Raw genomic sequence first — 25096 nt, 5'->3', positions numbered from 1 at the left:
TCAGATCTCGTCGCCGCGGTCGAGCTCCTCCTCGACGGGCGACGGCTCGGTGTGCCGCATCGGCTCGGCGAGGCGGGGCTTGCGGTGGTGCCGGCGCTGGTGGTCGCGCTCGGTCGGGGTGCGGCCCGGGTCCGGGTCGAGCGGGACCGACCGCATCACCTCGGCCACGCTGCCGTACGTGCCGAGCGGCAGCGCCGCCACCGCGCGCTCGGCCTCCATCTCCGGCCGCCTCTCGTGCACGTGCTCGACGATCCGCTCCTTGCTCGCCGGGAACGGCAGGTCCCCGAGCAGCTCCTCGATCTCGCGTGCGTCGGCAAGTCTCATGGCGTGCCCCCCGGTCCGGTGTGCTCCCCTGCCCGCGTGCGCCGCGGCGCCGTCCTGCCGCGGAACTGCCCGCCCGGTCACGGGCCAAACGGGGCGGCCGAGCCCAGCCGGTCCAGCAGGACGCCCTCGCGCAGCGCCCACGGGCAGATGTCGAGGCTCTCCAGGCCGAGCACGTCCATCACGCCCTCGGCCACGATCGCGCCCGCGAGGATCTGGTGGGCGCGCGACGCCTTCACCCCGCGCAGCCGGGCCCGCTCCTCGTCCGGCAGCTTCGCCAGCCGCGGGATCCAGCGGTGCAGGTCGCGGCGGTCGAGCCGGCGCTCCCGGAACGGCCCCGCCTTCGCCTTCGGCGCCCCGCACAGCCGGGCGAGCTGGGTGAAGGTCTTGGACGTCGCGACGGCCCGCACCGGCGCCGGGCGCTCGGCGATCCCGACGGCGGCCTCGGTCAGCACCGACCGCACGTGCGCGGACAGCGCCCGGCGGACGCGCCCCCGCACCGGCGGGCGCGGCGGCAGGTGGTGGCGGGTGAGGCGGCCGGCGCCGAGCGGCAGCGACAGCGCGATCTCCGGTTCCCGGCCGGCGCCGTAGGCGAGCTCCATCGAGCCGCCGCCGATGTCGGCGAGCAGCATCGGGCCCGCCGACCAGCCGTACCAGGCGCGGGCCGCGAGGAACGTCAGCCGCGCCTCCCGCTCGCCGGTGAGGAACCCGAGCTCGACGCCGGTGGCGGCGCGGACCTCGGCGGTGACGTCGGCGCGGTTGGCGGCGTCGCGCAGCGCGGACGTGGCGTACGGGACCAGCTCGGCGACGCCGAGGGCCGCGGCGGCGGCCACCGCCTCCCGCACCGCGGCGATCAGCCGCCCGACCGCGGGCCGCCCGATGACGCCGTGCCGGTCGGTGGCCTCGGCCAGCCGGACCGGGCGCTTCACGGAGCGGACGGGCAGCGGCGGCAGCCCGGGATCGAGGTCGGCGACCCGCAGATGCGCCGAGTTGGAGCCGATGTCGAGCACGCCGAGGCGCAGGGGGGCGTCGTCCATGGGTCTGCTTTACCCCGCATTGACCTCCTCAGTCCGGCGACGTTTCGGCGCGCCCGGTGGGGTAGGGCCGCCGGGGAGCGGGCCACCGGCTGAGGAGGAGCAGATGAAGGCCGTCACCTGGCACGGCAAGCGCGACGTCCGCGTCGAGAGCGTGCCCGACCCGGAGCTCAAGGAGCCGAACGACGCGATCATCCGCGTGACCTCGTCCGGCATCTGCGGGTCGGACCTGCACCTGTACGAGGTCCTCGGGCCGTTCCTCTCCGAGGGCGACATCCTCGGCCACGAGCCGATGGGCGTCGTCGAGGAGACCGGGCCGGAGGTCACGCACATCAAGCCGGGCGACCGGGTGGTGATCCCGTTCAACATCTCGTGCGGGCACTGCCACATGTGCGGGATGGGGCTGTACGCGCAGTGCGAGACGACGCAGGTCCGCGAGCAGGGCATGGGCGCGGCGCTGTTCGGCTACACCCGGCTGTACGGGCAGGTCCCGGGCGGGCAGGCCGAGTACCTCCGCGTCCCGCAGGCGCAGTTCGGTCCGATCAAGGTGCCGGAGGGCCCGCCGGACGAGCGGTTCGTCTACCTGTCGGACGTGCTGCCGACCGCGCGGCAGGCCGTCGGGTGGGCCGCGATCCCCGAGGGCGGGTCGGTGGCCGTGCTCGGCCTCGGCCCGATCGGGCAGATGGCCGCCCGGATCGCCCGGCACCGCGGGCACCGCGTGATCGCGGTGGACCTCGTGCCGGAGCGGCTGGAGATGGCGCGCCGGCACGGCGTCGAGGTGGTCGACGCCGACGACGCCGACGACGTGCCGGACGCGGTGCGCCAGCTCACCGGGGGCCGCGGCACCGACTCGGTGATCGAGGCCGTCGGGATGGAGGCGCACGGCTCGCCGGGCGCGAAGCTGGCGCAGACCGTCGCCGGGCTGCTGCCGGGCAACTCCGCCGCGCCGCTGATGTCGCGGGTCGGGGTGGACCGGCTCGCCGCGCTGGCCACCGCCATCGAGATCGTCCGCCGGGGCGGGACGATCTCCCTCATCGGCGTGTACGGCGGCATGACCGACCCGCTGCCGATGATGCGGATGTTCGACAAGGGCATCGGGCTGCGGATGGGCCAGGCGCACGTCCGGCAGTGGATCGACGAGCTGATGCCGCTGGTGACCGACGACGCCGACCCGCTCGGGGTGATGGACCTCGCCACGCACCGCTGGCCGCTGGAGAAGGCGCCGCAGGCGTACGAGATGTTCCAGAAGAAGCAGGACGGCGCCATCAAGGTGCTGTTGCAGCCCGGCGCGTGAGGGCCCGCCCGGTCGAGCCGGGACGGGTGATCGTGGACGGGTGATCACGGACTGATGATCGCGGACGGGGTCCGCGCGCCCTAGGCTTTCGGCACGCCCCCGCGGCGTGCCGATCACCCAGAGCCTGGAGGTGGGCCCGATGCACCCGTTCCGCGCGGCCATTGAGAAGGGCGACATCGACGCCCTCCCGGCGCTGCTGGCCCAGGACGTCACGTTCCTCAGCCCGGTGGCGTTCGCGCCGTACGAGGGGCGGGCCGCCGTCACCGCGATCCTGCGCGCGGTGACCCGCGTGTTCACCGGCTTCCGCTACGTGCGGGAGATCAGCGACGGCAGCGACCACGCGCTGGTGTTCAAGGCGCGGGTGGGCGACCGCGAGGTGCACGGCTGCGACTTCCTCCACCACGACGACGCCGGGCTGATCGACGAGTTCTGCGTGATGGTGCGCCCGCTGTCGGGCGCCCGCGCTCTGGCGGACGCGATGGCGGTGGAGTTCGCGAACGTCCGGCGGGAGATGGGCCTGGCCTGACGCGGCCCCTGACCGGACGGGTGCGCCTCACCGGGCGAGCCCGAGGACGGCCCAGCTCGCGAACGCCGCCGCCATGTACAGGGCGGGCGCGGGCCACCGGGTGCGCCCGCGGGCGAAGGAGACGGCGGCCGGCGCCGGGACGATGAGCGGGGCGAACACGACGGCCGTCCACGGACCCGTCCGCGCGGAGAACGCGAGCAGCAACGCCGACAGGACCGGCGCGGCCAGGACGCACGCCACCGCGCCGCGGAGGCCGAGGACCGCCGTGCAGGTCCGCTCCCCCGGCAGCGGCGCGCGGGTGGTCTTCCCCGCGAGTTCCACGTGCCCCGCCGCGAGCACCGCGACGAGCACGGCGGTGAGCGCGGACGCGTCCGGGCCGTGCCCGGCGGCGTCCAGGTAACCGGCGTACAGGTACAGGTGCAGCAGGACGGGCACGGGCAGGCTCACCAGCAGCCCGGCGAACAGCCTGTCCGGATGGGGCCTCCCCCAGCGCAGGTGGACGCCGAGCAGCGCGGCGGCATAGCCGAGCTGCGCGAGCAGGACGCCGGCCCGCCACGGCCACGCCGCGTGCGACGCGACCAGCACCGCCGCGCCGACCGCGTACAGCACGAGGAGGTCGCGGACGCGCACCTCGCCGGACGGCAGCGGGCGGCGGGGATGGAACCGCCGGTCGTAGCCGATGTCGCGGATGTCGTCGAGCGCCCGCATGAGAAGCAGGTCGGCGAACAGCGCCGCCGCGGCCGCCGCCGTCCCCGCCCCGGGCCGCCACCCCCGTCCCGCAGGGTCGAGCGCGGCGAACAGTCCGGTGCCGCCGCACGCCCACAGCGCGGCGGACACCGCGGACGGCAGCGGCGGGTAGGCGCCCCGGACGAACCGGCCGACCCGGACGCCCCACCCCTCACCGGCCCATCCCCTCACCGGCTCGGGCGCGACCAGGTGACCGGGAGCTGCCAGACCCCGCGCACGAACATGCGCTCCCGCCAGGCCAGGTCGGCGGGGTCGACCGCCAGTGACAGGTCCCCGAACCGGCGCAGCACGGCGGCCAGGCCGGTCTGGAGTTCGGCGCGGGCGTGGTGGGCGCCGAGGCAGCGGTGCCGGCCGTGGCCGAAGCCGAGGTGCGGGTTCGGGGAGCGGGCCGGGTCGAAGGCGCCGGCGGCGGGGAACGCCGCCGGGTCGCGGTTGGCGGCGTCGGTGAGCGGGACGACGACGTCGCCCGGCGCCAGCGGCGTCCCCGCCAGCTCGGCGGCGGCGGTGACGACGTGCGGCCGGCCTCCGGTGCCCGCGAGCCACGTCCAGCGCACGTACTCCTCGGCCGCGGCCGGGATCAGCGCCGGGTCGGCGCGCAGCCGGGCGGCGAGCCGCGGCCGCGCCGCCAGGTCGAGCAGGCAGAGCGCGAGGAGGTTCGCGGTGCTCTCCCCGCCCGCCATCAGCAGCCCGGCCCCGAACACCGCGATCTCCGCGTCCGACAGGTCCGAGCCGTGCACGAGCGCGGTGAGCAGGTCGTCGCCGGGGCACGGCCGGCGGGCCGCGACCTGCTCGGCGAAGTAGCCGCGCATGCCCTCGTGCGCCGCCGCGACCTCGGCGTCCGGGTGGTGCCCCGCCGACATCATCGCGCTCGCCCACGGCAGCAGCAGGCCGAGGTCGGCCACGGGGACGCCGAGCATGCCGCACACCACCGCGTACGGGAACGGCGTCGCGAACCGGGCGACCAGGTCGGCGGGCGGCCCGTCCGCCGCCACGGCGTCCAGGAGGCGGCCCGCGACGGCCGCCATGCGTGGGCGGTCGGCCTCCGCGCGGCGGGCCGTGAACCACGCCCGGACGGCCCGGCGCCGCCGGGTGTGCGCCGGCGGGTCGCTCGCGGCCAGCGCGAGCGACTCCGGGGTCCGCGCGAACAGGGTGCCGCCCCGCCACGCCTCCCGGCTGAACCGGTCGTCGGAGAGCACTTTCCGGACGTCGGCGTGCCGGGTGGCGAGCAGCGCCTCCCGGCCCGCCACCACGGCCGGGACCAGCGGGCGCTCGTGCAGGATCCGCAGGTGCCCGGCATCCAGCGGGACGCCCGGCCGGTGCGGCGGGGGGAAGTCCATCGGGTCTCCTTCAGGCGCTGAGCGGCGGGGGCAGCGAGGTCTCCTCGGCGCGGCGGCCCTCGCGCTCCAGCCGGCCCAGCCGCGCCGAGGTGAGGGCGGCGCGGAACAGCTGGATGCCGCGCGCCGAGCTCGGGTCGACGCCGGACAGGTCGCGGATGCGGTCCAGCCGGTAGTGCAGGGTGCGGCGGTGGATCCACAGCTCCCGGGCGGCGCGCTCGCGGTCGAGGTTGCAGGCGAGCAGCACCTCCAGCGTCCGCCGCAGGTCGGTGCCCGCGTCGAGCGGCTGCAGCACGGCGGCGAGCCGGCCGCGGATCGCGGGCTGCTCCAGGATCGCCAGCTCGACCAGCAGCTCGTCCGCCCGGTAGGGGCGGTCCTCGCCGTCCGGGATGGCCTTGACGGCGGTGAGCACCCGGGACGCCTCCTCCAGTGCCTCCGGGATGCCGGCGAGACCGCGCCGCTGCGCCTGCGCGGCGTGCACCGGGCCGCGCGTCCAGGCGGCGAGGGACGCGGTGAACTCGGCGGCGCGGCTCTCCGCGCGGGCGTCCGCGCACGGCGGCTCCCCGGCCGGCAGCAGCACGATGAGGCCGGACAGGTCGCCGGAGTACAGCACGCCGTCCCAGCCGTCCAGCCGCTCGCTCGCCCGCTCCCAGGCCGCGTCGGAGGCGGGCGCCTCGCACAGCAGCACCAGGTAGCCGGGCGCGAGCCGGACGCCGGCCGCCTCCGCGATGACGCCGGCGGGCGCGCCGTCGATCAGGGTCTCGGCGAGCAGCCGGCGCAGCGGCCGGGACGCGCCGCCCGCGCGGGGCGCCTCCGCGTAGCCCTGGATGCACGCCTCCCGCGCGCCGATGGCGAGCTTGGCCGCGTGCGCGGTCAGCTCGGCCATCTCGGCGAACCGGCCGGGCGGCGCGACCGCCCAGCAGGTGCGGGCGGCGGCGGCGAGCGCGAGGTCCCACACCTCCGACAGCACCGGCAGCGGGATCGCCTGCCGGGCGGCGAGGACGCCGAGGTCGCGGAAGCGGGCGAGGTCGTCGGCGGGCAGCGGCTCGCCGGTGAGGACGAGCCCGATGAGGCGGGTGCAGGTCTCCCCGCGGCCGCCGAACATGGGGCCCGCCGCGCGCCGGATCGGCAGGTAGGCGGGGTGGCCGTGCAGGGCCTCGCCGACCGCGTCGGCGACCCGGGGGCCGGTGGACAGGAGGATGTCGGAGAGTTCGCCGGGAGCGGTCATCGGCGCCGCTCCCCTACGCCGCCGCCAGCCGGAACCTGGGCAGGTGGCCGACGGTCGCGTCGACCAGCCCGTGCAGCTCCCGCACGCAGGCCGGTTCGCCGCCGAGCCCGTCCAGCAGGCGGTGCGCCCGCTCGATCAGCGGAGCCACGGACGCCGCGTAGCCCTCGATGACCTCCTCGTCCAGCATCCGGGCGGCCAGCTCGGCGCGCGCGGCCGCGCACCGGCGGGCTGCGGCGTGCAGTTCGAGCACCTCGCGGCGCGGCCCGGCGGGCAGCCCGCTCAGCAGGTGGACGAGCAGGTAGGTGGCGGTGCCGTTGGCGAGGTCCTCGTGCCGCCCGGACGCCAGGTCGCGCTGGTCGTTGACGAGCTGGCGCAGCACGCCGAGCGACCGGCCGAACGCGCGCCAGCCGGCGACGCGGCCGCGGTCCGCGCCGGCGAGGCAGGCGGCGGCCGCGGCGGCCATCCCGTACGGCGCGCCGGTCTTGCCCTCGTAGCCGCGCAGCACCGACGCGGGCGTGGCGACCGCCGGGCGCTCGGTGAGGTCGCGGAGCTGGCCGTCCACGGCGTCCAGCCAGCAGCGCGACAGCTCCTCCTCCAGCGCGGCGCGGGTCGCGGCGGGCACCGGCAGCCCGGCGAGGAGCCGGGCGGGCAGGGGACCGCCGACGGCGAACGCGGTGAGCGCCTTCCTGCCGGCGGCGACCCGGTCCGGGACGCCGGCCGGGCCGGGCGCGTCGGTCAGATCGTCGAGGTGCCGGGCCGACGCCCACCAGAGCAGGTGGACCACCGCGACCGGCGCCGCCGGGCCCGGCTCGCCGGTCTCCGCGCCGTGCGCCAGCAGCGGCAGCGTCACCATGCCGTGCAGGCCGGGCCGCGAGCCCTTCGCGCGGACGAGGTCGAAGAACTCCAGGAGGAACTCCGACATGGCGCCGCCGACCATCTCCCGGCCGTCGTCCAGACCCATCGCCAGGCCCTCGGCGAGCAGCTCGCACAGCCGCGCGATCTCCACCTCGACCTCGGCGATCGCCCGCTCCTGGGCGGCCTTGCCGAACACTCCTTCGTCCACGTGCCAACTCCTCTGGTGCTGCGGGGTGTGTGCGGGCCGCGCCGGGGGTCTCCGGCGGGGCCCGTCATCGGCGGGCGCGCCCGTCCAGGACCCGGACCGTGCCGGCGCGCCCGTCCAGTTCGACCCAGGCGCCGTCCGGGATGCGGGCGACGGCGCCGCCGACCGCGACCGCGGCGGGCACGCCGAGCAGCCGTCCCGTGACGGCGGTGTGCGAGAGCAGGGTGCCGCGTTCGACGACCAGGCCGGACGCGGCGATCATGAGGGGAAGCCAGCCCGGGTCGGTCTCCCGGGCGATGAGGATGCGGCCGGCGCAGCCGGCGGGCGGGACGCCGGGGTCGAGCACGACCTTGGCGCGGCCGCGGACCGTCCCGCCGCCCGAGCCGAGCCCGCGCAGGAAGTCGCCGTCCGGGCCGCCGGCGGCGCCGGCCGGCCGGGCGGCGGCGAGGGCCGCCGCCACGGGGGCGTCCGCCGGGACCGACAGCAGCGGCGGCGGGGGCGGGGCGTCGCGGTGCAGGGCGCGTTCGGCGCGGCGCACCGCCGCGAGGCCGCGCAGGACGTCGGGGCCGCCGCCGGGCAGGGTGCCGTCGAACGCGCCAAGCACCTCCTCGACGGTGAGGTCGAGGACGTCCATGGGGTCGTCGAGCGCCCCGGCCCCGGCGAGGTCGGCGCCGAGCCGCCACAGGATCGTGCGGGAGAGCCCGAACAGCTGCGTCCGGCAGAACCTGGTGTCCTCCCGGGTGCGGACCAGCGACCGCAGCAGCGCGAGCAGGGCGCTCAGGACGGCGCGGCGCGCAGGGTCGCGGCAGGCCGCCCGCAGCCGCCGCCGGGCCTCGTCCGCCGCCCGCGCCTCGGCGGCGCGGCTGCCCGCGACGGTCGCTCCCCGCCGGACGAGCGGCGCGAGGGTCCCGGCGAGCATCCAGGGCCGCTGCCGGGGCGTGGGCGCGTCGAGCTTGAGGTCGTGCACGGCGCGGTCGCCGTAGCGGCGCAGGTGGGCGCGGGCGGCGGCGGCCATGGGCGAGCCGTGCCGGCCGGCGGCGACGCCGTCCCACACGGCGCGCAGGGCCCGCGCGTCGGCCGGGTCGGCGGCGAGCAGCTCGGCCTTCAGCTCGGGGATCCGCCCGGCGCGCTCGGCGAGGTCGACGGCGGCGCGGGCGGCGGCGAGCGAGCGGTTCTCGCGGCCGCCGCACAGCAGGCCGGGCAGCAGTTCGGGCCCGGCGCCCGCCCAGCGGCGCAGCAGCGCGATCGTCGCCCGCAGGACGAGCAGGCCGTAGACGCCGTTGGTGAGAGTGACGCCCCAGCGGACCGACACCTCCGCCCACACCCGCCGGTAGAGGGCGATCAGCTCCTCCGGGGACCGCTCGGCGAGCGGCCGGGCGGCCGGATCGTGGACGTCCGCCATCACGCCGTCCCACCAGCGCAGGAAGCGCGCGGTCGCGCGGCGGTGCCCGGCCGCGCGGACGGCGAGGCCGGGCAGCGCGGCGGCGGCCCGGATCCGCGGCCGGCGGCGCTCCGCGCGGGCCTCGCCGGTGATGCCCATGCCCTCCTCCCAGCCGTCGCGGACCAGGTCGAACACCGGCAGCCGGCCGTGCAGCTCCTGCCAGTCGTCCAGCCGGTAGTAGACGCGCCCGCCGAGGTGCCCGACCATGCGCGGCAGCCGGTGCGCGTCGGCGCGGAGCCGCCGCGCGGGCACGCCCATGCGCCGGTACAGGTCGGTGAAGGCCAGTTCGTAGAACATCCGCGCCTGGGAGTAGGTGAGCGCGCCCGACACGCCCGGGAAGCTCTCGGTGATGTTGTGGTCGCCCCAGTGGACGCGGGGCCCGGCGTCGTGCGGGGCCGCGGCGAGCGGCCGCGCCTGGACGAGGTGGATCGCGCCGTCGGGGGTGAACACCCCCTCGATGTCCTGGGGGCGGCCGAAGTGCGATTCGACGCGGCGGGCGAGCTCGGCGACCCGGCGGGCCTCCTCGTCGGTCAGCACGGGGGCGTCCGCCAGCTCCGCGGGCACCTCGACCACTCTCGGGCCGGCCTCGCCGTCCGCGGGCGGGCCGACCATGCGCCGCTTGGCCACAACCTCGGTACGGACCTCGCCGGTCTCCGGATCGACGAAGAAGTGGTCCACGTCGGCCTTCTCCTGGACGACGCCCTCACCGATGCCGTGCGCGGCGGCGATGACGTGCCGCCGGGTCCCGTCGCGGGGGTCGCGGGTGAACGCGACGAACGAGCGGTCGCCGCACACCATGCGCTGCACGCCGACGGCGACCCTGGCGCCGGTCGGGTCGGATCCCCGGAGCGTCCGGTACTGGACCGCCTCGGGCTTGAACGCCGACGCCCAGCAGCGGGCGACCGCCTCCAGCAGCCCGTCCCGCCGGACGTACAGGAAGCTGTCGCTCATCCCGGCGTACGGGTCGTCGTCGGAGTCCTCTCCCCCGCCGTCGGGCCCCGGCACGACGCAGGCGCGGACGGCCGCCGTGCCGCCGGCGCCGATGTGCTCGTCGAACGTCCTCAGCAGGGCCGCGGCGAGGTCGCCTTCCGGAACGGCCTTGGCCAGGGCGGACGCCGCCGACGCGCACCAGCCGGCGGCGGGCGCGGCCGAGGGCGGCGGCAGGCGCAGGGCGTCCAGCGCCCGGTCGAACTCGGCGGCCGGGAGGCAGAAGAAGTCCGGGACGGGCAGTCCCGCCGCGCGCAGCGACTCCAGCCGCGCGAACTTGAGCCCGATCTCGCCCATCGTCACCACACTCCCGGCAGCAGGCGGGGCGTCGCGGCGGCGTACCGCGGGTAGCCCGGAACGGCGCGGAGGGCCCGTTCCTCGACCCGGATCCGCCCGGCGACGGCCGCGGCGAGCAGGACGAGCGCCACCGCGGTCACCGCGCCCGGGAAGAAGGCGGCGACGCCGGCATGGGCGAGGAGCATCCCCGCGTACGCCGGGTGCCGGACGGTCCGGTACGGCCCGTCCGTGACGACCCGGTGGCCGGCCTGCCGCGCCACGTGGTGGGAGTAGAACCGGCCGAGCGCGCGGATCGCGGCCCGCCGCAGCGCCACCCCGGCCGCGAACAGCGCGCAGGGCAGGAGCAGCCAGGGCGTCCAGCGGTCCCAGGGCGCCGGCCGCAGCGACGCGCCGGCGACCAGCAGGACGCGGGCCAGCCCGTACGGGAGCAGTGTGCGGGTGTCTGCGGGCGGGGCGCCGGAGCGGCGGAACGTCACCGGCGCCTCCAGCAGCAGCCAGCCGAGGTAGCCGGCCAGCAGCGCCGCCGCCGCATGCCCCACCGCGCCGCCCCGGCCCGCGTGCAGCGCGATGCCGCAGGCCAGGATGACCGTGGCCGCCGCGAAGAGCAGGCGCGGCGCGAGCGTCACGTACCTCACGGCCCCGTTCACCGGTCCCGGGTCCGGGTCCGGGTCCGGGCGTACTGCTCCGGGTCCACCGCGTACGCCTCGTAGGTGAGCGATCCCAGGACGGCGCCCGTCGCGCCGTCCGCCAGCGTCGCCGCGCAGCGCGACCGGCGCCCGGCGGGCCGCGCGGTGGGCCAGCGCAGGACGAGCGGGACGTCGCGGTCCACTCCGTACGGGATGTCCGCCCGCAGCGCCACCCATAGCAGCGTCGCGTCCATGGGACGGCCGTGCACCTCGTGCTCCAGCATCGTGGCGAACTGCCGGCCCGCCTCGACGATCTCCACGGGCCCGCGGAGCGGGGGGCGCTCCCCCGGCGGCTGGAGGACCGCCGACTCCACCACGGCGCGCCCGCGCCGCACCGGCTCGCCGACCAGGATGTTCTCGGGGCGGCGCCGGTGCACGAGCCCGGCGGGCGCCCGCCGGGCGGGCGCGGGGCCGGGCGCGGCGCCCGGCGGCGCCGGATCCGCGTCGGCGAACGCGATGGAGCCGCCGCACACCTCCCGGCCGGCCTGCCGCGCGGCGACCGTCCAGGCGCGGTTGCGGCCGGGGACGGGGCGGCACGCGAGCGTCGTGCCCCGGTCCAGCTCGCAGAAGCGGGTGAAGTCGAGGCCGGCGACGACGCGCCCCGGCGGCCTCCCGCGCGCCCGCAGCCCGTCGGCGCGGGCGGCCAGCTCCAGCAGGCCGCTGAACAGCAGCATCCCCGGCACGTGGTCGAGCGGGTGGTCGAAGTAGAAGGGATCCGACTCGTCGACGACCAGCTCGCGGAATCGCTCGATAACGGACGCGGTCATGAGCTCCCTCCAATTACCCGTCCCAGGGCCTTCGGCTCCGCCTGCCGAAAACGGCATGGAAGGCCGTTCTCGGGAAGGTGCGGATATGCCGACCGGACGGCCGTCATCTTGCTACAGAAATGCGCACGGATGAACTGCACCCCTGGGCAGTCCGGGCCGCCGCGGGCTGCCCAGTCCGGCAACCGGGCGGCGCCGCGGGGCCGCCGCACGCGGCGCCTCCGGGCCGAAAACCGCATGTCAGCGTCCACTTGCAGGGCGGGCGCCGGCGGCCCGCCGGGCCGACCCCGCACGTCATCCGGCCGCAATGCGGACCGATAGCGGCGCGTTTCACCGCGCCCGCCGCGGCGTTTTACCGGGCCGGTCGAACAAGATACATTTTCAAAACATTGCTCAAATCAGCCCGGATACCTAACTTCCTGTGAGATACCCCACAAATAAGTGGCATAATGCGGCCATGCGGAAGGCCCGGCCCGGGGGCGGCGGTGTCCCCCGGGCCGGGCCCGGTCCGTGCCTCAGGCGGGCACGTGCGGTGTCAGGCGGGCATGTGCGGGGCGTCAGGCGGGCACGTGCGCCTTGTCGCGCGTCCAGTGCCGGTGCGCCGCGACCGCCGCGACCAGCCTGCGGGGGAACTCGGCCGACGGCCCCTCGCCGGTGACGACGCCGGCGTCGCTGACGATGTCGCCGTCGGCGAACCGCACCCCGGTGATCCCGGCCCGCTCCAGCAGCCCGATGCCCGCGTCGAGGGCGCCGACGGCCTTGCAGTGCACGAACGCCTCGGCCACGAAGTGCACGGCGTCGCCGTTCCGCGCGAGGGTCCGGACGCTCTCCTCGCCACCCGGTACGAACACCGCGTCGTAGAGGACGGACGCGACGGTCGGCATCGCCCGGTCGACCTTGACCTGGCCGCCGTTGGCCGCCTGGACGAAGCCGTCCTCGGCGGCGAGCACCTCGCAGACCGCGCCCGCCTCGACGAGCGCGTCCCCGACGGCGGTGAGGGCGGCCGAGTCGACGCCGTCCGCCACGAGGATCGCGACCTTGCGGCCCCGGACCGACTCCACGGGCGAGTGCGCCTGGCTGAGCGCGGGCGAGCTGAGGCCGTGGTTCGGGGTCGCGGGCGCCTCCGGCGGCGCCACGCCGATCCCCTTGGCGACCCGCACGGCGAGGTCGTGGTCGACGTTGTTGAGATGCGCGACGACGCCCTCCCGTATGTGCCGGTGCTCGCACTTGCCGAGCTCGAACCGGAACGCGCCGACGATGTGCTCCTTCTCCCAGTCGGCCATGCTGTTCCAGAACAGCGTCGCCTGGGAGTAGTGGTCGGCGAAGCTCTCGCTCCGCTTGCGGATCTTGTCGCCGTCCACCCGCTCCTGGTAGTGGCCGTACGACCCCGCGCCGCCGACCGCCGGGCACCCGCCCGACAGCGAGTTCTTGTGATAACTCGCCTGGCCCTGGTTCAGGTCCATCTGGTGGTAGCCGTCGCGGTGGTGGTTGCGCACGGGGGCGACGGGCCGGTTGACCGGGAGCTGCGGGAAGTTCGGCCCGCCGAGCCGGATCAGCTGCGTGTCGAGGTAGGAGAACAGCCGCGCCTGCAGCAGCGGGTCGTTGGTGAAGTCGATGCCGGGCACGACGTTGCCGAGGTGGAAGGCGACCTGCTCGGTCTCGGCGAAGAAGTTGTCGGGGTTGCGGTCCAGCACCAGCGTGCCGACCGGCCGCACCGGCACCGCCTCCTCCGGAATGATCTTGGTCGCGTCGAGCAGGTCGAACCCGAACCGGTGCTCGTCCTCCTCCGGCACCAGCTGGACGCCGAACTCGTACTCGGGGAAGTCGCCGCTCTCGATCCGGTCCCACAGGTCGCGCCGGTTGAAGTCGGGGTCCTTGCCCGCGATCTTCTGCGTCTCGTCCCAGGCGAGCGAGTGGGTGCCGAGCTTCGGCTTCCAGTGGAACTTCACGAACGTCCCGGTCCCCCGCGCGTTCACCAGCCGGAAGGTGTGGACGCCGAACCCCTGCATCATCGCGAAGCTGCGCGGCAGCGCCCGGTCCGACATCAGCCACATCATCATGTGCATGGTCTCGGGCTGGAGCTGCACGAAGTCCCAGAGGGTGTCGTGCGCGGACGACGCCTGCGGGATCTCGTTCGGTGGCTCCGGCTTCACCGCGTGCACGAAGTCGGGGAACTTGATGCCGTCCTGGATGAAGAACACCGGCATGTTGTTGCCGACGAGGTCGAAGTTGCCCTGCCGCGTGTAGAACTTCGTCGCGAACCCGCGGACGTCGCGCACCGTGTCGGCCGAGCCGCGCGATCCGGCCACCGTGGAGAACCGCACGAACACCGGCGTCGTCAGCGAGGTGTCGGTGAGGAACTCGGCGGTGGTGTACTCGGCGAGCGACTCGTGCAGCGTGAAATGGCCGTAGGCGCCGGCGCCGCGCGCGTGCACCACCCGCTCGGGAATGCGCTCGTGGTCGAAATGGGTGATCTTCTCGCGCAGATGGAAGTCCTCCATCAGCGTCGGGCCGCGCTCTCCGGCGGAAAGCGAGTTGTCGGTGTCGTCGACCCGGAGCCCCTGGTCGGTGGTGAGCGCGGCGCCCTCCGGGCTCACCCGCCGGAGGTCGAGCTGCTCCTGTTTCGGGTCCGCCCGGTCGGCGGGGTCGGCCATGTTCCTGCTCCCTCGACGGTGATGACGGTGAACGGTGGTGACGGTGAACGGTGGTGACGGCGAATGGACGTCTCGGGGCGGCTACCCCCCGTTCCGAGCGGCATGCGCCCTTTGACCTGAACTTGATTTCCGTCCGCCGCACCCCTTCCGGTGCGATTCCCGGGCTCTTGTCAACGGTCTGACAAACGCGCCGCCGGACGGTGCGGGCGGCTGAGTGTCGCCGTTCGCGCCCGCTGCCTACGTTGGGACGACCGGCGGCGGGCCCGTCCGGGACGACGCTTTCACGGGGCCGGAGACGCGCGGGGGTGGCGGGAGGTGGCGAGGTGACCGCGGCATTCGAGGACGCGCACGCCGGATCGGCGGTCCTCGCGGGCCTGACCGAGGAGCCGTGGCGGGACGTCCCGGCGGAGGAGGCCCGCTGGATGCGGCCCCGCCTGCCGGACCTGCTCGGCGTGATGGTCGCGGGGGTGCTGCGGCACGTCCCCGAGTACGACCGGCCGGGCGACGCCGCCTACTGGCGGGTCGCCGAGGCCGCGGTCGCGCAGGCGATGGAGCACTTCGTGCAGATGATCGCCGACCCGGACACCTCGTGGAAGGAGGTGTACCAGGTCTTCTTCGACGTCGGCTACGGCGAGGCCGTCGAGGGCCGCAGCCTGGAGCACCTGCAGAACGCGATGCGCGTCGGGTCGCGGATCGCCTGGCGGCACCTGGCGGTCGAGGCCGAGCGGCTCGGCCGCCCCCGCGCGCTCATCACCCTGCTCGCGGAGGCGAACTTCGCCTACCTGGACGCGCTCGCGTCCGCCGCCGCGCACGGCTACGCGCGGGCGCGGGAGAAGGCGGCCGGGGAGCGCGAGCAGCGCCGCGGCCGGCTGCTGTCGCTGCTGCTGTCGGACCCGCCGGCGCCGCCGGAGGTCGCCCGCGAGCAGTCGGCCCTGGCCGGCTGGCCGCTGCCGCGCCGGCTGGCGGTGATCGTGCTGCGGCCGCGGCCGGGCAGCGGCGGCGAGGGCCCGGCCGGGCTGCCGCCGTCGCTGCTGAGCGGGCTGGACCACGGCCGGCCCTGCCTGGTCATGCCCGACCCGGACGGGCCGGGCCGGATCGAGGAGCTGGCCGCGACGCTCGCCGGCTGGACCGGCGCGATCGGCCCGTCCGTCCCGGTGGAGGAGGCGGGGACGTCGCTGCTGTGGGCGCGGCGCGCGCTCGACCTCGCCCCGGCCGCGACGCGTCGCGGGGCCGCGGGCGCGCGCGGCGGGCGGAACCGGCGCGGCGGGGTGCTGGTGCGGGCCGAGGAGCACCTGCCGGGCCTGCTGCTGCGTGCGGGCGGGTCGCTCGCCGCGATCGTGGCGTCCCGGCGGCTGGCCCCGCTGGAGGAGGCGGGCCCGCGGCAGGGGCTGCGGCTCGCCGTGACGCTCCTGGAGTGCATGAAGCACGGCTTCAACGCCACCGGTGCCGCCGAGGCGCTGTGCGTGCACCCGCAGACCGTCCGGTACCGGCTGGCGCAGCTGCACGCGATGTTCGACTTCGACTTCGAGGACCCGGAGATCCGGCTGGAGCTGATGCTCCTCCTGCACACCTGGATCCAGCGCCGCGGCGGCTGAGCGGCGGCCCGGCCCCGCTCCCGTCCGCCGCGCCCTCCTCGTGTCCCAACCATGGCGGGGCCCCGCATCCGCTACGGTCGGGGGCGCCGCGCAGGCGAGGGGCGCCGCGCGGCGAGGGGAAGGAAGACACAGAGCACATGGCCGAGAAGGTCATTCGCGTGGACGACATCGACGGCTCCGAAGGGGCCGATGTCGTAAAGCGAGACTTCGAAGTCTTGGGTCGGACGTTCACGATCGACCTGAGCGATGACAACTACAAGCGGCTGAACGAGATGCTGGACGGCCTCGCGCCCTTCATCGAGAACGCCGCGGAGGTGAAGCCCGCCGGGAAGGGCCGCAAGTCCCGCACCGCGAAGATCAAGGGCTACACGAACGGCGATGTCCGCGAGTGGGCATTGCGTCAGGACATCGAAGTCTCCGAACGTGGCAAGATATCGGATGAGGTCTATGCTGCATTCATCGAGGCACATCCGGACGCCAAGCCGGACGCATAGCTAGAGGGAGTCCCCGCATGGCACAGAAGGTCGAAGTCCTTCTCGTCGACGACATCGACGGTGGAGAGGCTGACGAGACCGTCAGCTTTTCCCTCGATGGCACGGCTTATGAGATCGACCTGAGCAAGAAGAACGCCGCCAAGCTGCGCAACGGCCTGGAGCCGTTCGTGGCCCACGCCCGCAAGGCGCGCAAGACCACCGGCCGCACCGGCCGCGGGTCGCGCACCGCGGGCAGCCGCGAGCGTTCCGCCGAGATTCGCGAGTGGGCGAAGAACCACGGCATCAAGGTCAATGAGCGGGGCCGTATCCCCGCCAATGTGATCGAGCAGTACGAGGCGGCGCACTAGCGGCGCCGCACGCCGGCGGCGCACCGGCACGGCCGCGGGGCCGAGGTGGAATTCTCACCACCTCGGCCCCTTGGCTGCGCACCGGGCAAAACGCCATTAGGGGATAATGCGGGGAATAGCGCAAGACATCGCAATAGGCGGCCGGCGGGCGACGGCCGATAGGGGGCGGACCGGTTGGCACCTGTGACCCGGCGGGAGCGCATCCGGTACTGGTTCGACCGGACCATGTCGAAGGGGACGCCCGCGCTCATCGGGTGGCTCGGCCTCGCCTCGGCGGCGCTGGTGCTCGTCGTGGCGACCGCGGCGGTCGTCATCGCGCCGCGCGACACCGGCGAGAACGGCCACTGGCCCGGCATGGTGTGGCGGAGCCTGCTGCGCACCCTCGATCCCGGCACGATGGGCGACGACACCGGCACGGCGCCCTTCCTGGCGCTGATGCTGATCTCGACCGTCGGCGGCATCTTCATCGTCAGCTCGCTGATCGGCGTGCTCACCACCGGCCTCGAGGCCAAGATCGGGGAGCTGCGCAAGGGCCGGTCGCGGATCGTCGAGCACGACCACACCGTGCTGCTCGGCTGGTCGGAGCAGGTCTTCACCGTGGTCGCCGAGCTGGTCGAGGCCAACCAGAGCAAGCGCCGATCGTGCGTGGCGATCCTCGCCGACCGCGACAAGGTCGAGATGGAGGACGCGATCCGCGCCCGCGTCGGCGACCTCGGCCGGACCCGCATCGTGTGCCGCACCGGCAACCCGCTGAAGGTGGCCGACGTGGAGCTGGTCAGCCCCGGCACCGCCCGGTCCATCCTCATCGTCACCCCGGAGGTCGCCGACGCCGACACCCGCGTCATCAAGGTGCTGCTGACGCTCGGCGCCCGCACCTGGGGACGGCGCCGCCCGCACGTCGTCGCCGCCGTCCACGACTCGGCGAACCTGCCCGCCGCCCGCCTCGCCGGCGGCGAGCGCGCGCACGTCATCGACGCCGACGACGTCGCGATCCGGCTCATCGTGCAGTCGCACCGCCAGTCCGGCCTGTCCCAGGTCTGCACCGAGCTGCTCGACTTCGCCGGCCACGAGTTCTACATGCGGCCCGAGCCGTCCCTCGCCGGGACGCCGTTCGGGGAGTCGCTGTCGGCCTACGACCTCGGCGTCCCCGCCGGGCTGCGGCGCGGCGACGGGACCGTGATTCTCAACCCGCCGATGGACACCGTGATCCGCGCCGACGACGAGATCATCGTGCTGGCCGAGGACGACCTGCTGATCCGGCTCGCCGGCGGCCCGCCCCCGCCGGTCCGGGAGGAGGCGATCAGCACGGCCGTCGCGCGGGACCCGGTGCCCGAGCGGACGCTGATGCTCGGCTGGAACCACCGCGCCCCGAAGATCATCGAGCTGCTGGACGAGTTCCTCGCACCCGGCTCGGAGCTGGTCGTCGCGGCGCCGTGCGACGACCCGACCGGCGATCTCACCGAGCAGGCCAACCTCAAGGTCGGCTTCGTGCGCGCCGAGCCGACGCAGCGCCCGTCCCTGGAGTCCCTCGACGTCGGCAAGTACCAGAAGGTCATCGTCCTGTCGGACGCGGGCCACGACGCCGACACCGCCGACGCCCGCACCCTCGTCACCCTCCTGCACCTGCGCGACATGGAGGACGCCCTGGGCGCCCCCGACCCCCCTTTGGGCGACCCTGCTTCTCGTGGGGGGGCGACCCCCCACACCCCCCGGAAAGACCCGTTTGCCATAGTCAGCGAGATCAACGACGATGCCAACCGCGAGATCGCTCAGGTCACCAAGGCCGACGACTTCGTGGTCAGCGAGAAGCTGATCAGCCTCATGCTGACCCAGCTCAGCGAGAACCGGCACCTCTACGACGTGTTCGTCGACCTGCTCGACCCGGCCGGCTCGGAGATCTACCTCAAGCCCGCCTGCGACTACCTGGTGCCGGGCGCGGCGGCCGACTTCGCGACGCTGATCGAGTCCGCGCGGCGGCGCGGGGAGGTCGCGCTCGGCTACCGGCTGACCGCGCGGTTCCACGAGCCGCCCGGCTACGGCGTCGTCCTCAACCCCGACAAGAGGGCGCCGCTGACCCTGGACGCGGACGACCGCGTCATCGTGCTCGCGGAGAACTGACCCCGGCGCCGCCGGCCGGCGGGACCGGGCCGTGCCCGGCGCGCACCGCGCCCGCGCCGCCCTCGCGCAGCGCCCGCTCGGCGCGCCGCGCGTCCGCGGCCATGCCGCGGACCTCCGCCACCCCGAGCTCGTCGGCGGCGGTCCCGGCGAGCAGCTCCCGGTAGCGGGCGTTCTGCTCCGGCAGCCCGCGCAGCACCAGCGCCTCGTGGTAGGCGTCATCGGCCGCGGCGGCGCGGCGCGCGTAGTCCTCCAGCGCCTCGACCCGCCCGGTGACCGAGCGCACCGACAGCGCCAGGGCGCGGTCCTGCGGCTCCAGCAGCGCCCGGGCGTGCGCCGAGAGCCGCGCGGGCTGCTGGGCGAGGCGCTCGCGGCGCAGCCGGGTGTGCTCGGCGAGGGCGTCCGCGATGGCCCACTCCTGCCGCGGCAGGACGACCGCGTTGTTGATGCCGTCCAGCAGCCCGGCGCCGTTCGCCCGCGACCCGAGGACGGCGTCGACGGCCCGCTGGGCGCGGACGAGCAGCCCGGCGGCGGGCCGGTCGAAGTCGGCGGGCAGCAGGTAGGAGCCGTGGTGCTCGCGGGCGGCGCGCGCGGCCGGCGGCTCCGCCACGTGCCGCAGCGCGCCGGCCGTCCAGCCGGCGAAGCTGACGGCGGCGAGCACGGCGGCGGCGGGCACCTGTCCGAGCAGCAGCAGGAGGACCTGCAGCGCCGGGGTGAGCATCATGGCGAGCAGGGGCAGCCGCCCCCACCGCCCGGCCCCGCCGAGCAGCTCGCCGTCGTCGAGCGAGTCGAGGAAGCAGAGCCGCAGCCAGCCGCCCGGCAGCACGCCGTAGAAGACGGCGAACGCCGGGATCCACACCAGCCGCGCCACGACCGTGGCCGCGCTCAGCCGCGGCGCGGGAGGCGCGGGCCGGCTCGCCGGGACGAGCCGTTCGGGCGCGGCGGCCAGCAGCGCGCGGGCCTCGGTGCCGAGGGCCGGGTCGAACACCGGGCGGGGGCGGTCTTCTCCGGTCATCGTCACATCCCTCCCTGCTGTCCCGGGAGCCGGACGGCCCCGGCTAGTCCTGCAGCTCCGCCCAGACCTCCCGGTCGCGCTCCGCCGTCCAGATCCGCGGGCGCTCGACGCCGTCCAGCTCGTCCCAGAGCCGGGCCACGTCGAAGGGCAGGCAGTGCTCGAAGATCGGCCAGTGGCCGTAGGCGGGCGCCAGGGCGGCGCGGACCGCCTCGAACGCGTCCTTGCGGGTGCCGCCGTCCCGGCGGACGCGGCCCGCCTCCGCGAGCATCACGGTGAGGAAGTCGCGGGTCTGCGCGACCGCCGCGCGGGCGGCGTCCCGGCCGTGCGCGACGGCGCCGCGCCCGCCGACGAGCGTCTCGGCGCCGAAGGAGTCGACGTGGTCGAGGGTGCCGGCCGCCCACTCGCGGTGGAAGGCGTCGCCGGTGTAGAGCGCCGCCTGCGTCTCGACGAGGTCGCCGGCGAACAGGATCCGGTGCCGGGGCAGCCACGCGACGATGTCGCCCTCGGTGTGCCCGCGCCCGCAGTAGGCCAGGTCGAGGTCGCCGCGGTCGCCGCCGAGGTCGATGGTCAGGGTGCCGGTGAAGGTCACCGACGGCCAGGTGAGCCCGGGGATGCCGTCCGGGTCCTTGAACAGCCGGGGCATCCGGGCGAGCTCGGAGGCCCAGTCCTGCTTGCCGCGCTCGGCGATCAGCGCGCGGGTCAGGTCGTGCGCGACGACCACCGGGGCGCCGAACGCGCTCGCGCCGAGCGTCCGGACGGCGTGGTAGTGCGACAGCACCAGGTAGCGGACGGGCTTGTCGGTGTGCTCGCGCAGCACGGCGAGCCAGTCGCGGGCGGCGGCGGGCGTGGCGAGCGCCTCGAAGCAGACCAGGAAGTCCTCGCCCTCGACGGCGCCGACGTTCGGGTCGCCCTCGGCGGTCAGCGCGTACACCCCGTCGGCCAGGATCTCCAGCGTCGGGGTCTTGTCGCCCAGGTCTGCGGACGACGCGAACGGTCTGGGCATCGGCCCCCCTCGCACTCGTGGCCGCGGCTCGCGCCCCGCGGGCCGGTTCCGCCCGTGCAGGGGTTCATTCCACGCAGAGCGGTCGATAACCGTCGGGGATCGGGAGAGACGGGGGCCCGCCGGGGTAGGGAAGATCCTGGACGACGGGCGCCGGACGGCGGCCCGGTGGAGGGAGGGGCCGGGTGAACGGCGCGCTCGGGCTGCTGGCCGTGCTCCTGCTGACGGCCGCGACCGGCTACTTCGTCGCGCAGGAGTTCGCGTTCGTCACCGCCGACCGGCCCGTCCTCGCCCAGCGCGCGGCCGAGGGCGACCGGGCGTCGGCGCGGGCGCTGCGGGTGATGGGGCGGCTGTCGTTCATGCTCTCCGGGGCGCAGCTCGGCATCACGGTGACCGCGCTGGTCGTCGGGTTCATCGCCAAGCCCGCCCTGGCCGACCTGCTCGCACCGGTGCTGCGCGCGGCCGGGGTGCCGGGCGCGGCCGTCGGCGCCGCCGCCGTGGGGGTCGGCTTCGCCCTCGCCACCGTGGTCCAGATGGTGCTCGGCGAGCTGTTCCCCAAGAACTTCGCGCTGGCGCGGGCGGAGCCGCTGGCCCGCGCGCTCGCCGGCTCCACCCTCATGTACCTGGCGGCGGCGGGCCCGGTGATCAGGCTGTTCGACGCGTCCGCGAACCGGCTGGTGCGCGCGGTCGGCATCGAGCCGGTGGAGGAGCTGCACCACGGCGCGACGCTGGAGGAGCTCGGGCACATCATCGGCGAGTCCGGGGAGCAGCTCCCGGAGGGGCAGGTCGACCTGCTGGAGCGGGCCCTGGTCTTCTCCGAGCGGGACGCCGAGGAGGTCATGGTGCCGCGGGTGGACGTGGTGACCGTGCCGGCGTCCGCGCACGCCGCCGAGCTGAGCGACATCGTCTCCGCGAGCGGGCACACCCGCTACCCCGTCATCGGCGAGGGCGTCGACGACGTCGTGGGCGTCGTCGGGCTGCCGGAGCTGATCGCGCTCGGGCCGCGGGAGGCCGCGGACGTCCGGGTCGCGGACATCGCGCGGCCGCCGGTGCTGCTGCCGTCCTCGCTGCCGCTGCCGGAGGTCGTGCTGCGGCTGCAGAGCGCGGCCGAGCCGATGGCCTGCGTGGTGGACGAGTACGGGGGCTTCGCCGGCATCGTCACCTGGGAGGACGTCGCCGAGGAGCTGGTCGGGGAGATCGCCGACGAGAACGAGCCGGGCGAGGAGCTCGCGATCCGGACCGGCGAGTGGTGGACGACCGACGCCGGGCTGCGGATGGACGAGGTCGCCCACGAGACCGGCATCGCGCTGCCGGAGGGCGACTACGAGACCGTGGCGGGACTGCTGCTGAAGCGGCTCGGCCGGGTCGCGCGGCCCGGCGACGTCGTGCGGGTCGACCTCGAACCGACCCGGCTGGACGAGCCGCCCCGCACCGCGGTCGTCGAGGTGCTGACGGTCCACCGGCACGTGCCCGAGCTGATCCGCGTCCGGACCGTCGAGCCCCCCGGGGAGGACCGGTGAGCCTCGCCCTGGGCGCCGCCGTCACGCTGGCGCTGCTGGCCGCCAACGGCTTCTTCGTCGCCACCGAGTTCTCCCTGGTGGCGGCGCGCCGGCCGCGGCTGGAGCGGGCCGCCGCGCGCGGCGGCCGGGCGGCGGCCGCCGCGGTCGCCGGGATCGACGAGCTGTCGCTGACGCTCGCGGGCGCGCAGCTCGGCATCACGATGAGCTCGCTCGGCCTCGGCCTGGTGTCCGAGCCGGTGTTCGCGGGGGCGCTCACCCCGCTGTTCCACTCCGCCGGGCTGCCGGAGGGCGCCGCGCACGCCGTCGCGTTCGTGCTGGCCCTGGCGCTGGTGACGTTCCTGCACATGGTCGTCGGGGAGATGGCGCCGAAGTCGTGGGCGATCACCGACCCGGAGCGGTCCGCGACCGTGCTGGGCATGCCGTTCCGCGCGTTCACGACCGTCGCGCGCCCGGTGCTGGCGGCGCTGAACGGCGCGACGAACCTGCTGCTGCGCGCGGTGGGCGTCCGGCCCGCCGAGTCGCGGGAGGTGTCGCGGACGCCGGAGCAGCTGCGCAGCATCGCGCAGGAGTCGCGGCGGCTCGGACTGATCGACGAGGGCGAGCTGACCCTGCTGACCACCGCGCTGGACGCGCCGCGCGCCCCGCTGGCGGGGCTCGTCGTGCCGGTCTCCGACATCGTGTCGGTGCCGCCGGAGGCGTCCCCGCAGGAGGTCGTGGACGCCGCCGCCCGCAGCGGCCACACGCGCCTCATGCTGCGCGGCCCCGGCCGTCCGGGCGCCGCCCGCATGGTGCACGTCCGGGACGCCTACCTGGCCCGCGCGCGGGGGGCCGCGACACCGGCCGCGGGGCTGGCGCACCCGGTCCCGGCGATGCCGGTCGGGACGCCGGTCGGCGAGGCGGTCGCGATCCTGAAGGCCCACCACAGCCACCTCGGCGTCGCCGTCGCCCAGGACGGCGGGATCGCCGGCCTGGTCAGCCTGGACGACCTGCTCACCACGCTGCTGACCGTCCGCTGAACCACCCGAAATGTCAACGTCAGTTGACATGGCCAGGCTGTCAACCTACATTGACGCCATGAGCGATGGAGTGACGCTCGCCCAGGAGGCGAGCAGCCGGGACCCGGCGGTCGGCCTGCGGGCCGTGCGGGCGCTGCGCGAGCTGGCCGAGCGGCTGGAGGCGCTGCAGGTCGCCAGCGCCCGCGACCAGGGCTGGTCATGGCAGGACATCGCGGTCTGCCTCGGCGTGAGCAGGCAGGCCGTCCACAAGAAGCACGGCGGCGGGCGCCGCCTCCCCTTCCCGGCGAAGCCGGGCGGGCGGTCCACCGGGATCGGCGGGGCGTCCCCGGCCGACACGACACAGAAGGAGCAGTGACGGATGTTCGAGCGTTTCACCGCCTCGGCCCGCGAGGCCGTGACCGGCGCGCAGGCGGCGGCGCGGGAGCTGCGCGACCGCCACATCGGGACCGAGCACGTCCTGCTGTCGATGGTGGCGGGCGACGACGCCGCGGCCCGGACGCTGCGCGCGCACGGGCTGACGGCCGACGACCTGCGGGCCAGGATCGCCCGCGTCAACCGCACCGGCGGCGACGTCCTCGACTCCGAGGCCCTGCGGAGCATCGGGATCGACCTCGACGCCGTCCGGGACGCCACGGAGCAGAGCTTCGGCGAGGGCGCCCTCGACGTGCCCGCCGGGAAGCTCCACCGGTACCGCGGGGGGCACATCCCCTTCACCCCGAAGGCCAAGAAGGCCCTGGAGCTGAGCCTGCGGCACGCGATCCGGCTCAAGCAGAAGCGGATCGCCTCCGGGCACATCCTGCTGGGCATCCTGCACGACGACGACTTCCTGTCGGCGCGGCTCGCGGCGGAGGCGGGCGTGGACGTCCCGGCCCTGCGCGCCGACATCGAGCGGCTGCTCACCAGCGAGGCCGCCTGATCAGCCGCCGAGGGTGCGGGCCAGGACGGCGGCGCAGGCGTCCCTGCGGCCCGGGTCGTCGGGGAAGCGGCGGCGGCACTCGGCGGCGATCCAGGACGGCGTGGCCGGGCGCACGGTCCGCGGCGGGCGCGCCTTGTGCCCCGGATGCCGCACGGGCGGGCGGGGACGCACCCCGCGCGGCGCCGGGCGCGGTGCGGCGGAACGGGGGTGCGCCCGCCCCGGCATGGGCCGCTCGCGGACGCGCGGCGGCCGCCCCTCCCGGCCGGGGGCCTGCCGTCGTTTCCCGGCGGGCTTCTGCTCGCCTTCCCGGGCGGGAGCCGCCTTGCCCGGCCGCCCGGGGCTCGGCACCGGCGGAGGCACCGCCGGCGGGCTCAGGGACGGCGGGCTCGGGGACGGCACAGTCGCGGACGGCGGGCTCGCGGGCGGCGGCGTGGCGGCGTCCGGCACGACCGTGCCCGCCGGGGACACCGGGTCCGCTCCGGAGCCGATGGCGAAGAAGCCCGCGCCGATGGCGAGCGCGGCGGCCGCGACGGGCAGCCACGGCGTCTGGAGGACCCGGCGCCGCACGGGCGGGCTCGGCTCGCCCCGGGTGAACCCGGCGGGCGGGAGACTGGAGGAGAGGCGCACCCCACGATGGTCACGCTGCGCGGCCGCCCGGACACGGAGAATCGCCGCGCCGTTGCCGGGTTGATACAGACCGGCCCG

General features: G+C 75.8%; 23 protein-coding genes. 10 read left to right on the top strand and 13 right to left on the bottom strand.

The annotated features are described in order from the left end of the window. Both CHF16_RS28345 and CHF16_RS28340 read right to left on the bottom strand, forming a co-directional pair. Positions 1 to 324: a DUF2795 domain-containing protein gene (locus CHF16_RS28345; RefSeq protein WP_089329193.1), complete on the bottom strand. Its 324-nt coding sequence runs from the start codon at positions 322 to 324 to the stop codon at positions 1 to 3. Between the two features lie 77 nt (positions 325 to 401). Then, positions 402 to 1358, bottom strand: a complete 957-nt coding sequence (locus tag CHF16_RS28340) for a Ppx/GppA family phosphatase (protein ID WP_245869391.1) — start codon at positions 1356 to 1358, stop codon at positions 402 to 404. A gap of 103 nt (positions 1359 to 1461) precedes the next feature. Here CHF16_RS28340 and CHF16_RS28335 point away from each other — a divergent pair, with 103 nt between their 5' ends. Both CHF16_RS28335 and CHF16_RS28330 read left to right on the top strand, forming a co-directional pair. Beyond that, positions 1462 to 2649 (top strand): zinc-dependent alcohol dehydrogenase, encoded by a 1188-nt coding sequence (locus CHF16_RS28335; protein ID WP_089329192.1) that lies wholly within the window; start codon positions 1462 to 1464, stop codon positions 2647 to 2649. A 106-nt stretch (positions 2650 to 2755) separates the two neighbouring features. Then, positions 2756 to 3175: a nuclear transport factor 2 family protein gene (locus CHF16_RS28330; RefSeq protein WP_425427523.1), complete on the top strand. Its 420-nt coding sequence runs from the start codon at positions 2756 to 2758 to the stop codon at positions 3173 to 3175. A 27-nt stretch (positions 3176 to 3202) separates the two neighbouring features. On the opposite strand, the gene CHF16_RS28325 is transcribed toward CHF16_RS28330, so the two are convergent. The 8 genes from CHF16_RS28325 to CHF16_RS28290 form a co-directional block, all read right to left on the bottom strand. Continuing rightward, entirely contained in the window at positions 3203 to 4093 is an 891-nt protein-coding gene (locus CHF16_RS28325; protein WP_089329190.1) for a hypothetical protein, read from the bottom strand. Next, positions 4090 to 5259, bottom strand: coding sequence for a cytochrome P450 (locus tag CHF16_RS28320; protein WP_089329189.1), 1170 nt, complete (start codon positions 5257 to 5259; stop codon positions 4090 to 4092). The genes CHF16_RS28325 and CHF16_RS28320 overlap by 4 nt, the downstream gene beginning before the upstream one ends. Positions 5260 to 5269: 10 nt before the next feature. After that, positions 5270 to 6484 carry a PucR family transcriptional regulator gene (locus tag CHF16_RS28315; protein ID WP_089329188.1) on the bottom strand — a complete coding sequence of 405 codons (1215 nt, stop codon included), beginning with the start codon at positions 6482 to 6484 and terminating at the stop codon, positions 5270 to 5272. Between the two features lie 13 nt (positions 6485 to 6497). Next, positions 6498 to 7547 (bottom strand): polyprenyl synthetase family protein, encoded by a 1050-nt coding sequence (locus tag CHF16_RS28310; protein WP_143228151.1) that lies wholly within the window; start codon positions 7545 to 7547, stop codon positions 6498 to 6500. A gap of 64 nt (positions 7548 to 7611) precedes the next feature. Continuing rightward, on the bottom strand, positions 7612 to 10269 hold the full coding sequence (locus tag CHF16_RS28305; protein WP_089329186.1) for a PEP/pyruvate-binding domain-containing protein: 2658 nt from the start codon (positions 10267 to 10269) through the stop codon (positions 7612 to 7614). A 2-nt stretch (positions 10270 to 10271) separates the two neighbouring features. Then, positions 10272 to 10904, bottom strand: a complete 633-nt coding sequence (locus tag CHF16_RS28300; RefSeq protein ID WP_179271737.1) for a methyltransferase family protein — start codon at positions 10902 to 10904, stop codon at positions 10272 to 10274. A gap of 8 nt (positions 10905 to 10912) precedes the next feature. Then, positions 10913 to 11722, bottom strand: coding sequence for an AfsA-related hotdog domain-containing protein (locus CHF16_RS28295; RefSeq protein WP_179271736.1), 810 nt, complete (start codon positions 11720 to 11722; stop codon positions 10913 to 10915). A 554-nt stretch (positions 11723 to 12276) separates the two neighbouring features. Continuing rightward, a complete protein-coding gene (locus tag CHF16_RS28290; RefSeq protein WP_089329183.1) occupies positions 12277 to 14373 on the bottom strand; it encodes a catalase in 2097 nt (698 codons plus the stop codon). Positions 14374 to 14696: 323 nt separating this feature from the next. Here CHF16_RS28290 and CHF16_RS28285 point away from each other — a divergent pair, with 323 nt between their 5' ends. The 4 genes from CHF16_RS28285 (at position 14697) to CHF16_RS28270 (ending at position 18927) form a co-directional block, all read left to right on the top strand. After that, positions 14697 to 15968: a PucR family transcriptional regulator gene (locus CHF16_RS28285; RefSeq protein WP_245869389.1), complete on the top strand. Its 1272-nt coding sequence runs from the start codon at positions 14697 to 14699 to the stop codon at positions 15966 to 15968. Positions 15969 to 16105: 137 nt separating this feature from the next. Continuing rightward, positions 16106 to 16462 (top strand): histone-like nucleoid-structuring protein Lsr2, encoded by a 357-nt coding sequence (locus tag CHF16_RS28280; protein WP_089329182.1) that lies wholly within the window; start codon positions 16106 to 16108, stop codon positions 16460 to 16462. Positions 16463 to 16479: 17 nt separating this feature from the next. Then, a complete protein-coding gene (locus tag CHF16_RS28275; RefSeq protein WP_089329181.1) occupies positions 16480 to 16809 on the top strand; it encodes a histone-like nucleoid-structuring protein Lsr2 in 330 nt (109 codons plus the stop codon). A 174-nt stretch (positions 16810 to 16983) separates the two neighbouring features. Beyond that, positions 16984 to 18927 (top strand): CASTOR/POLLUX-related putative ion channel, encoded by a 1944-nt coding sequence (locus CHF16_RS28270; protein ID WP_218826875.1) that lies wholly within the window; start codon positions 16984 to 16986, stop codon positions 18925 to 18927. On the opposite strand, the gene CHF16_RS28265 is transcribed toward CHF16_RS28270, so the two are convergent. Then, positions 18905 to 19939 (bottom strand): hypothetical protein, encoded by a 1035-nt coding sequence (locus CHF16_RS28265; protein WP_143228150.1) that lies wholly within the window; start codon positions 19937 to 19939, stop codon positions 18905 to 18907. The genes CHF16_RS28270 and CHF16_RS28265 overlap by 23 nt on opposite strands. A gap of 43 nt (positions 19940 to 19982) precedes the next feature. After that, on the bottom strand, positions 19983 to 20942 hold the full coding sequence (locus tag CHF16_RS28260) for an MBL fold metallo-hydrolase (protein WP_089329179.1): 960 nt from the start codon (positions 20940 to 20942) through the stop codon (positions 19983 to 19985). A 182-nt stretch (positions 20943 to 21124) separates the two neighbouring features. On the opposite strand from CHF16_RS28260, the gene CHF16_RS28255 reads away from it, so the two are divergent. Genes CHF16_RS28255 through CHF16_RS28240 form a run of 4 tightly spaced genes read left to right on the top strand, consistent with a single transcriptional unit; the run spans position 21125 to position 24391 of the window. Beyond that, positions 21125 to 22459, top strand: a complete 1335-nt coding sequence (locus tag CHF16_RS28255) for a hemolysin family protein (protein ID WP_089329178.1) — start codon at positions 21125 to 21127, stop codon at positions 22457 to 22459. Continuing rightward, the gene (locus CHF16_RS28250) at positions 22456 to 23475 is read left to right on the top strand and encodes a CNNM domain-containing protein (RefSeq protein ID WP_089329177.1); all 1020 of its coding nucleotides are present in this window, start codon (positions 22456 to 22458) and stop codon (positions 23473 to 23475) included. Before CHF16_RS28255 ends, CHF16_RS28250 begins: the two co-directional genes overlap by 4 nt. Positions 23476 to 23533: 58 nt before the next feature. Beyond that, positions 23534 to 23830, top strand: a complete 297-nt coding sequence (locus CHF16_RS28245; RefSeq protein ID WP_425427522.1) for an RNA polymerase subunit sigma-70 — start codon at positions 23534 to 23536, stop codon at positions 23828 to 23830. A 3-nt stretch (positions 23831 to 23833) separates the two neighbouring features. Then, a complete protein-coding gene (locus tag CHF16_RS28240; protein WP_089329176.1) occupies positions 23834 to 24391 on the top strand; it encodes a Clp protease N-terminal domain-containing protein in 558 nt (185 codons plus the stop codon). Here the strand turns inward: CHF16_RS28240 and CHF16_RS28235 are convergent, their stop codons facing one another. Beyond that, positions 24392 to 25018 carry a hypothetical protein gene (locus CHF16_RS28235; RefSeq protein ID WP_089329175.1) on the bottom strand — a complete coding sequence of 209 codons (627 nt, stop codon included), beginning with the start codon at positions 25016 to 25018 and terminating at the stop codon, positions 24392 to 24394. Between the last annotated feature and the right edge of the window lie 78 nt (positions 25019 to 25096).

It is taken from the genome of Actinomadura meyerae (assembly GCF_900188445.1).
In the GTDB taxonomy this organism is placed as follows: Bacteria; Actinomycetota; Actinomycetes; order Streptosporangiales; family Streptosporangiaceae; genus Spirillospora; species Spirillospora meyerae.
Note: the sequence above shows the minus strand (reverse complement) of the source record. Positions and strands in the feature narration are given on the sequence as shown.

Excerpts from the sequence above, each read along its gene's own strand:
- CHF16_RS28345 (WP_089329193.1), bottom strand. The coding sequence starts at position 324 with ATGAGACTTGCCGACGCACGCGAGATCGAGGAGCTGCTCGGGGACCTG.
- CHF16_RS28340 (WP_245869391.1), bottom strand. The coding sequence starts at position 1,358 with ATGGACGACGCCCCCCTGCGCCTCGGCGTGCTCGACATCGGCTCCAAC.
- CHF16_RS28335 (WP_089329192.1), top strand. The coding sequence starts at position 1,462 with ATGAAGGCCGTCACCTGGCACGGCAAGCGCGACGTCCGCGTCGAGAGC.
- CHF16_RS28320 (WP_089329189.1), bottom strand. The coding sequence starts at position 5,259 with ATGGACTTCCCCCCGCCGCACCGGCCGGGCGTCCCGCTGGATGCCGGG.
- CHF16_RS28315 (WP_089329188.1), bottom strand. The coding sequence starts at position 6,484 with ATGACCGCTCCCGGCGAACTCTCCGACATCCTCCTGTCCACCGGCCCC.
- CHF16_RS28305 (WP_089329186.1), bottom strand. The coding sequence starts at position 10,269 with ATGGGCGAGATCGGGCTCAAGTTCGCGCGGCTGGAGTCGCTGCGCGCG.
- CHF16_RS28295 (WP_179271736.1), bottom strand. The coding sequence starts at position 11,722 with ATGACCGCGTCCGTTATCGAGCGATTCCGCGAGCTGGTCGTCGACGAG.
- CHF16_RS28290 (WP_089329183.1), bottom strand. The coding sequence starts at position 14,373 with ATGGCCGACCCCGCCGACCGGGCGGACCCGAAACAGGAGCAGCTCGAC.
- CHF16_RS28280 (WP_089329182.1), top strand. The coding sequence starts at position 16,106 with ATGGCCGAGAAGGTCATTCGCGTGGACGACATCGACGGCTCCGAAGGG.
- CHF16_RS28275 (WP_089329181.1), top strand. The coding sequence starts at position 16,480 with ATGGCACAGAAGGTCGAAGTCCTTCTCGTCGACGACATCGACGGTGGA.
- CHF16_RS28265 (WP_143228150.1), bottom strand. The coding sequence starts at position 19,939 with ATGACCGGAGAAGACCGCCCCCGCCCGGTGTTCGACCCGGCCCTCGGC.
- CHF16_RS28260 (WP_089329179.1), bottom strand. The coding sequence starts at position 20,942 with ATGCCCAGACCGTTCGCGTCGTCCGCAGACCTGGGCGACAAGACCCCG.
- CHF16_RS28245 (WP_425427522.1), top strand. The coding sequence starts at position 23,534 with ATGAGCGATGGAGTGACGCTCGCCCAGGAGGCGAGCAGCCGGGACCCG.
- CHF16_RS28240 (WP_089329176.1), top strand. The coding sequence starts at position 23,834 with ATGTTCGAGCGTTTCACCGCCTCGGCCCGCGAGGCCGTGACCGGCGCG.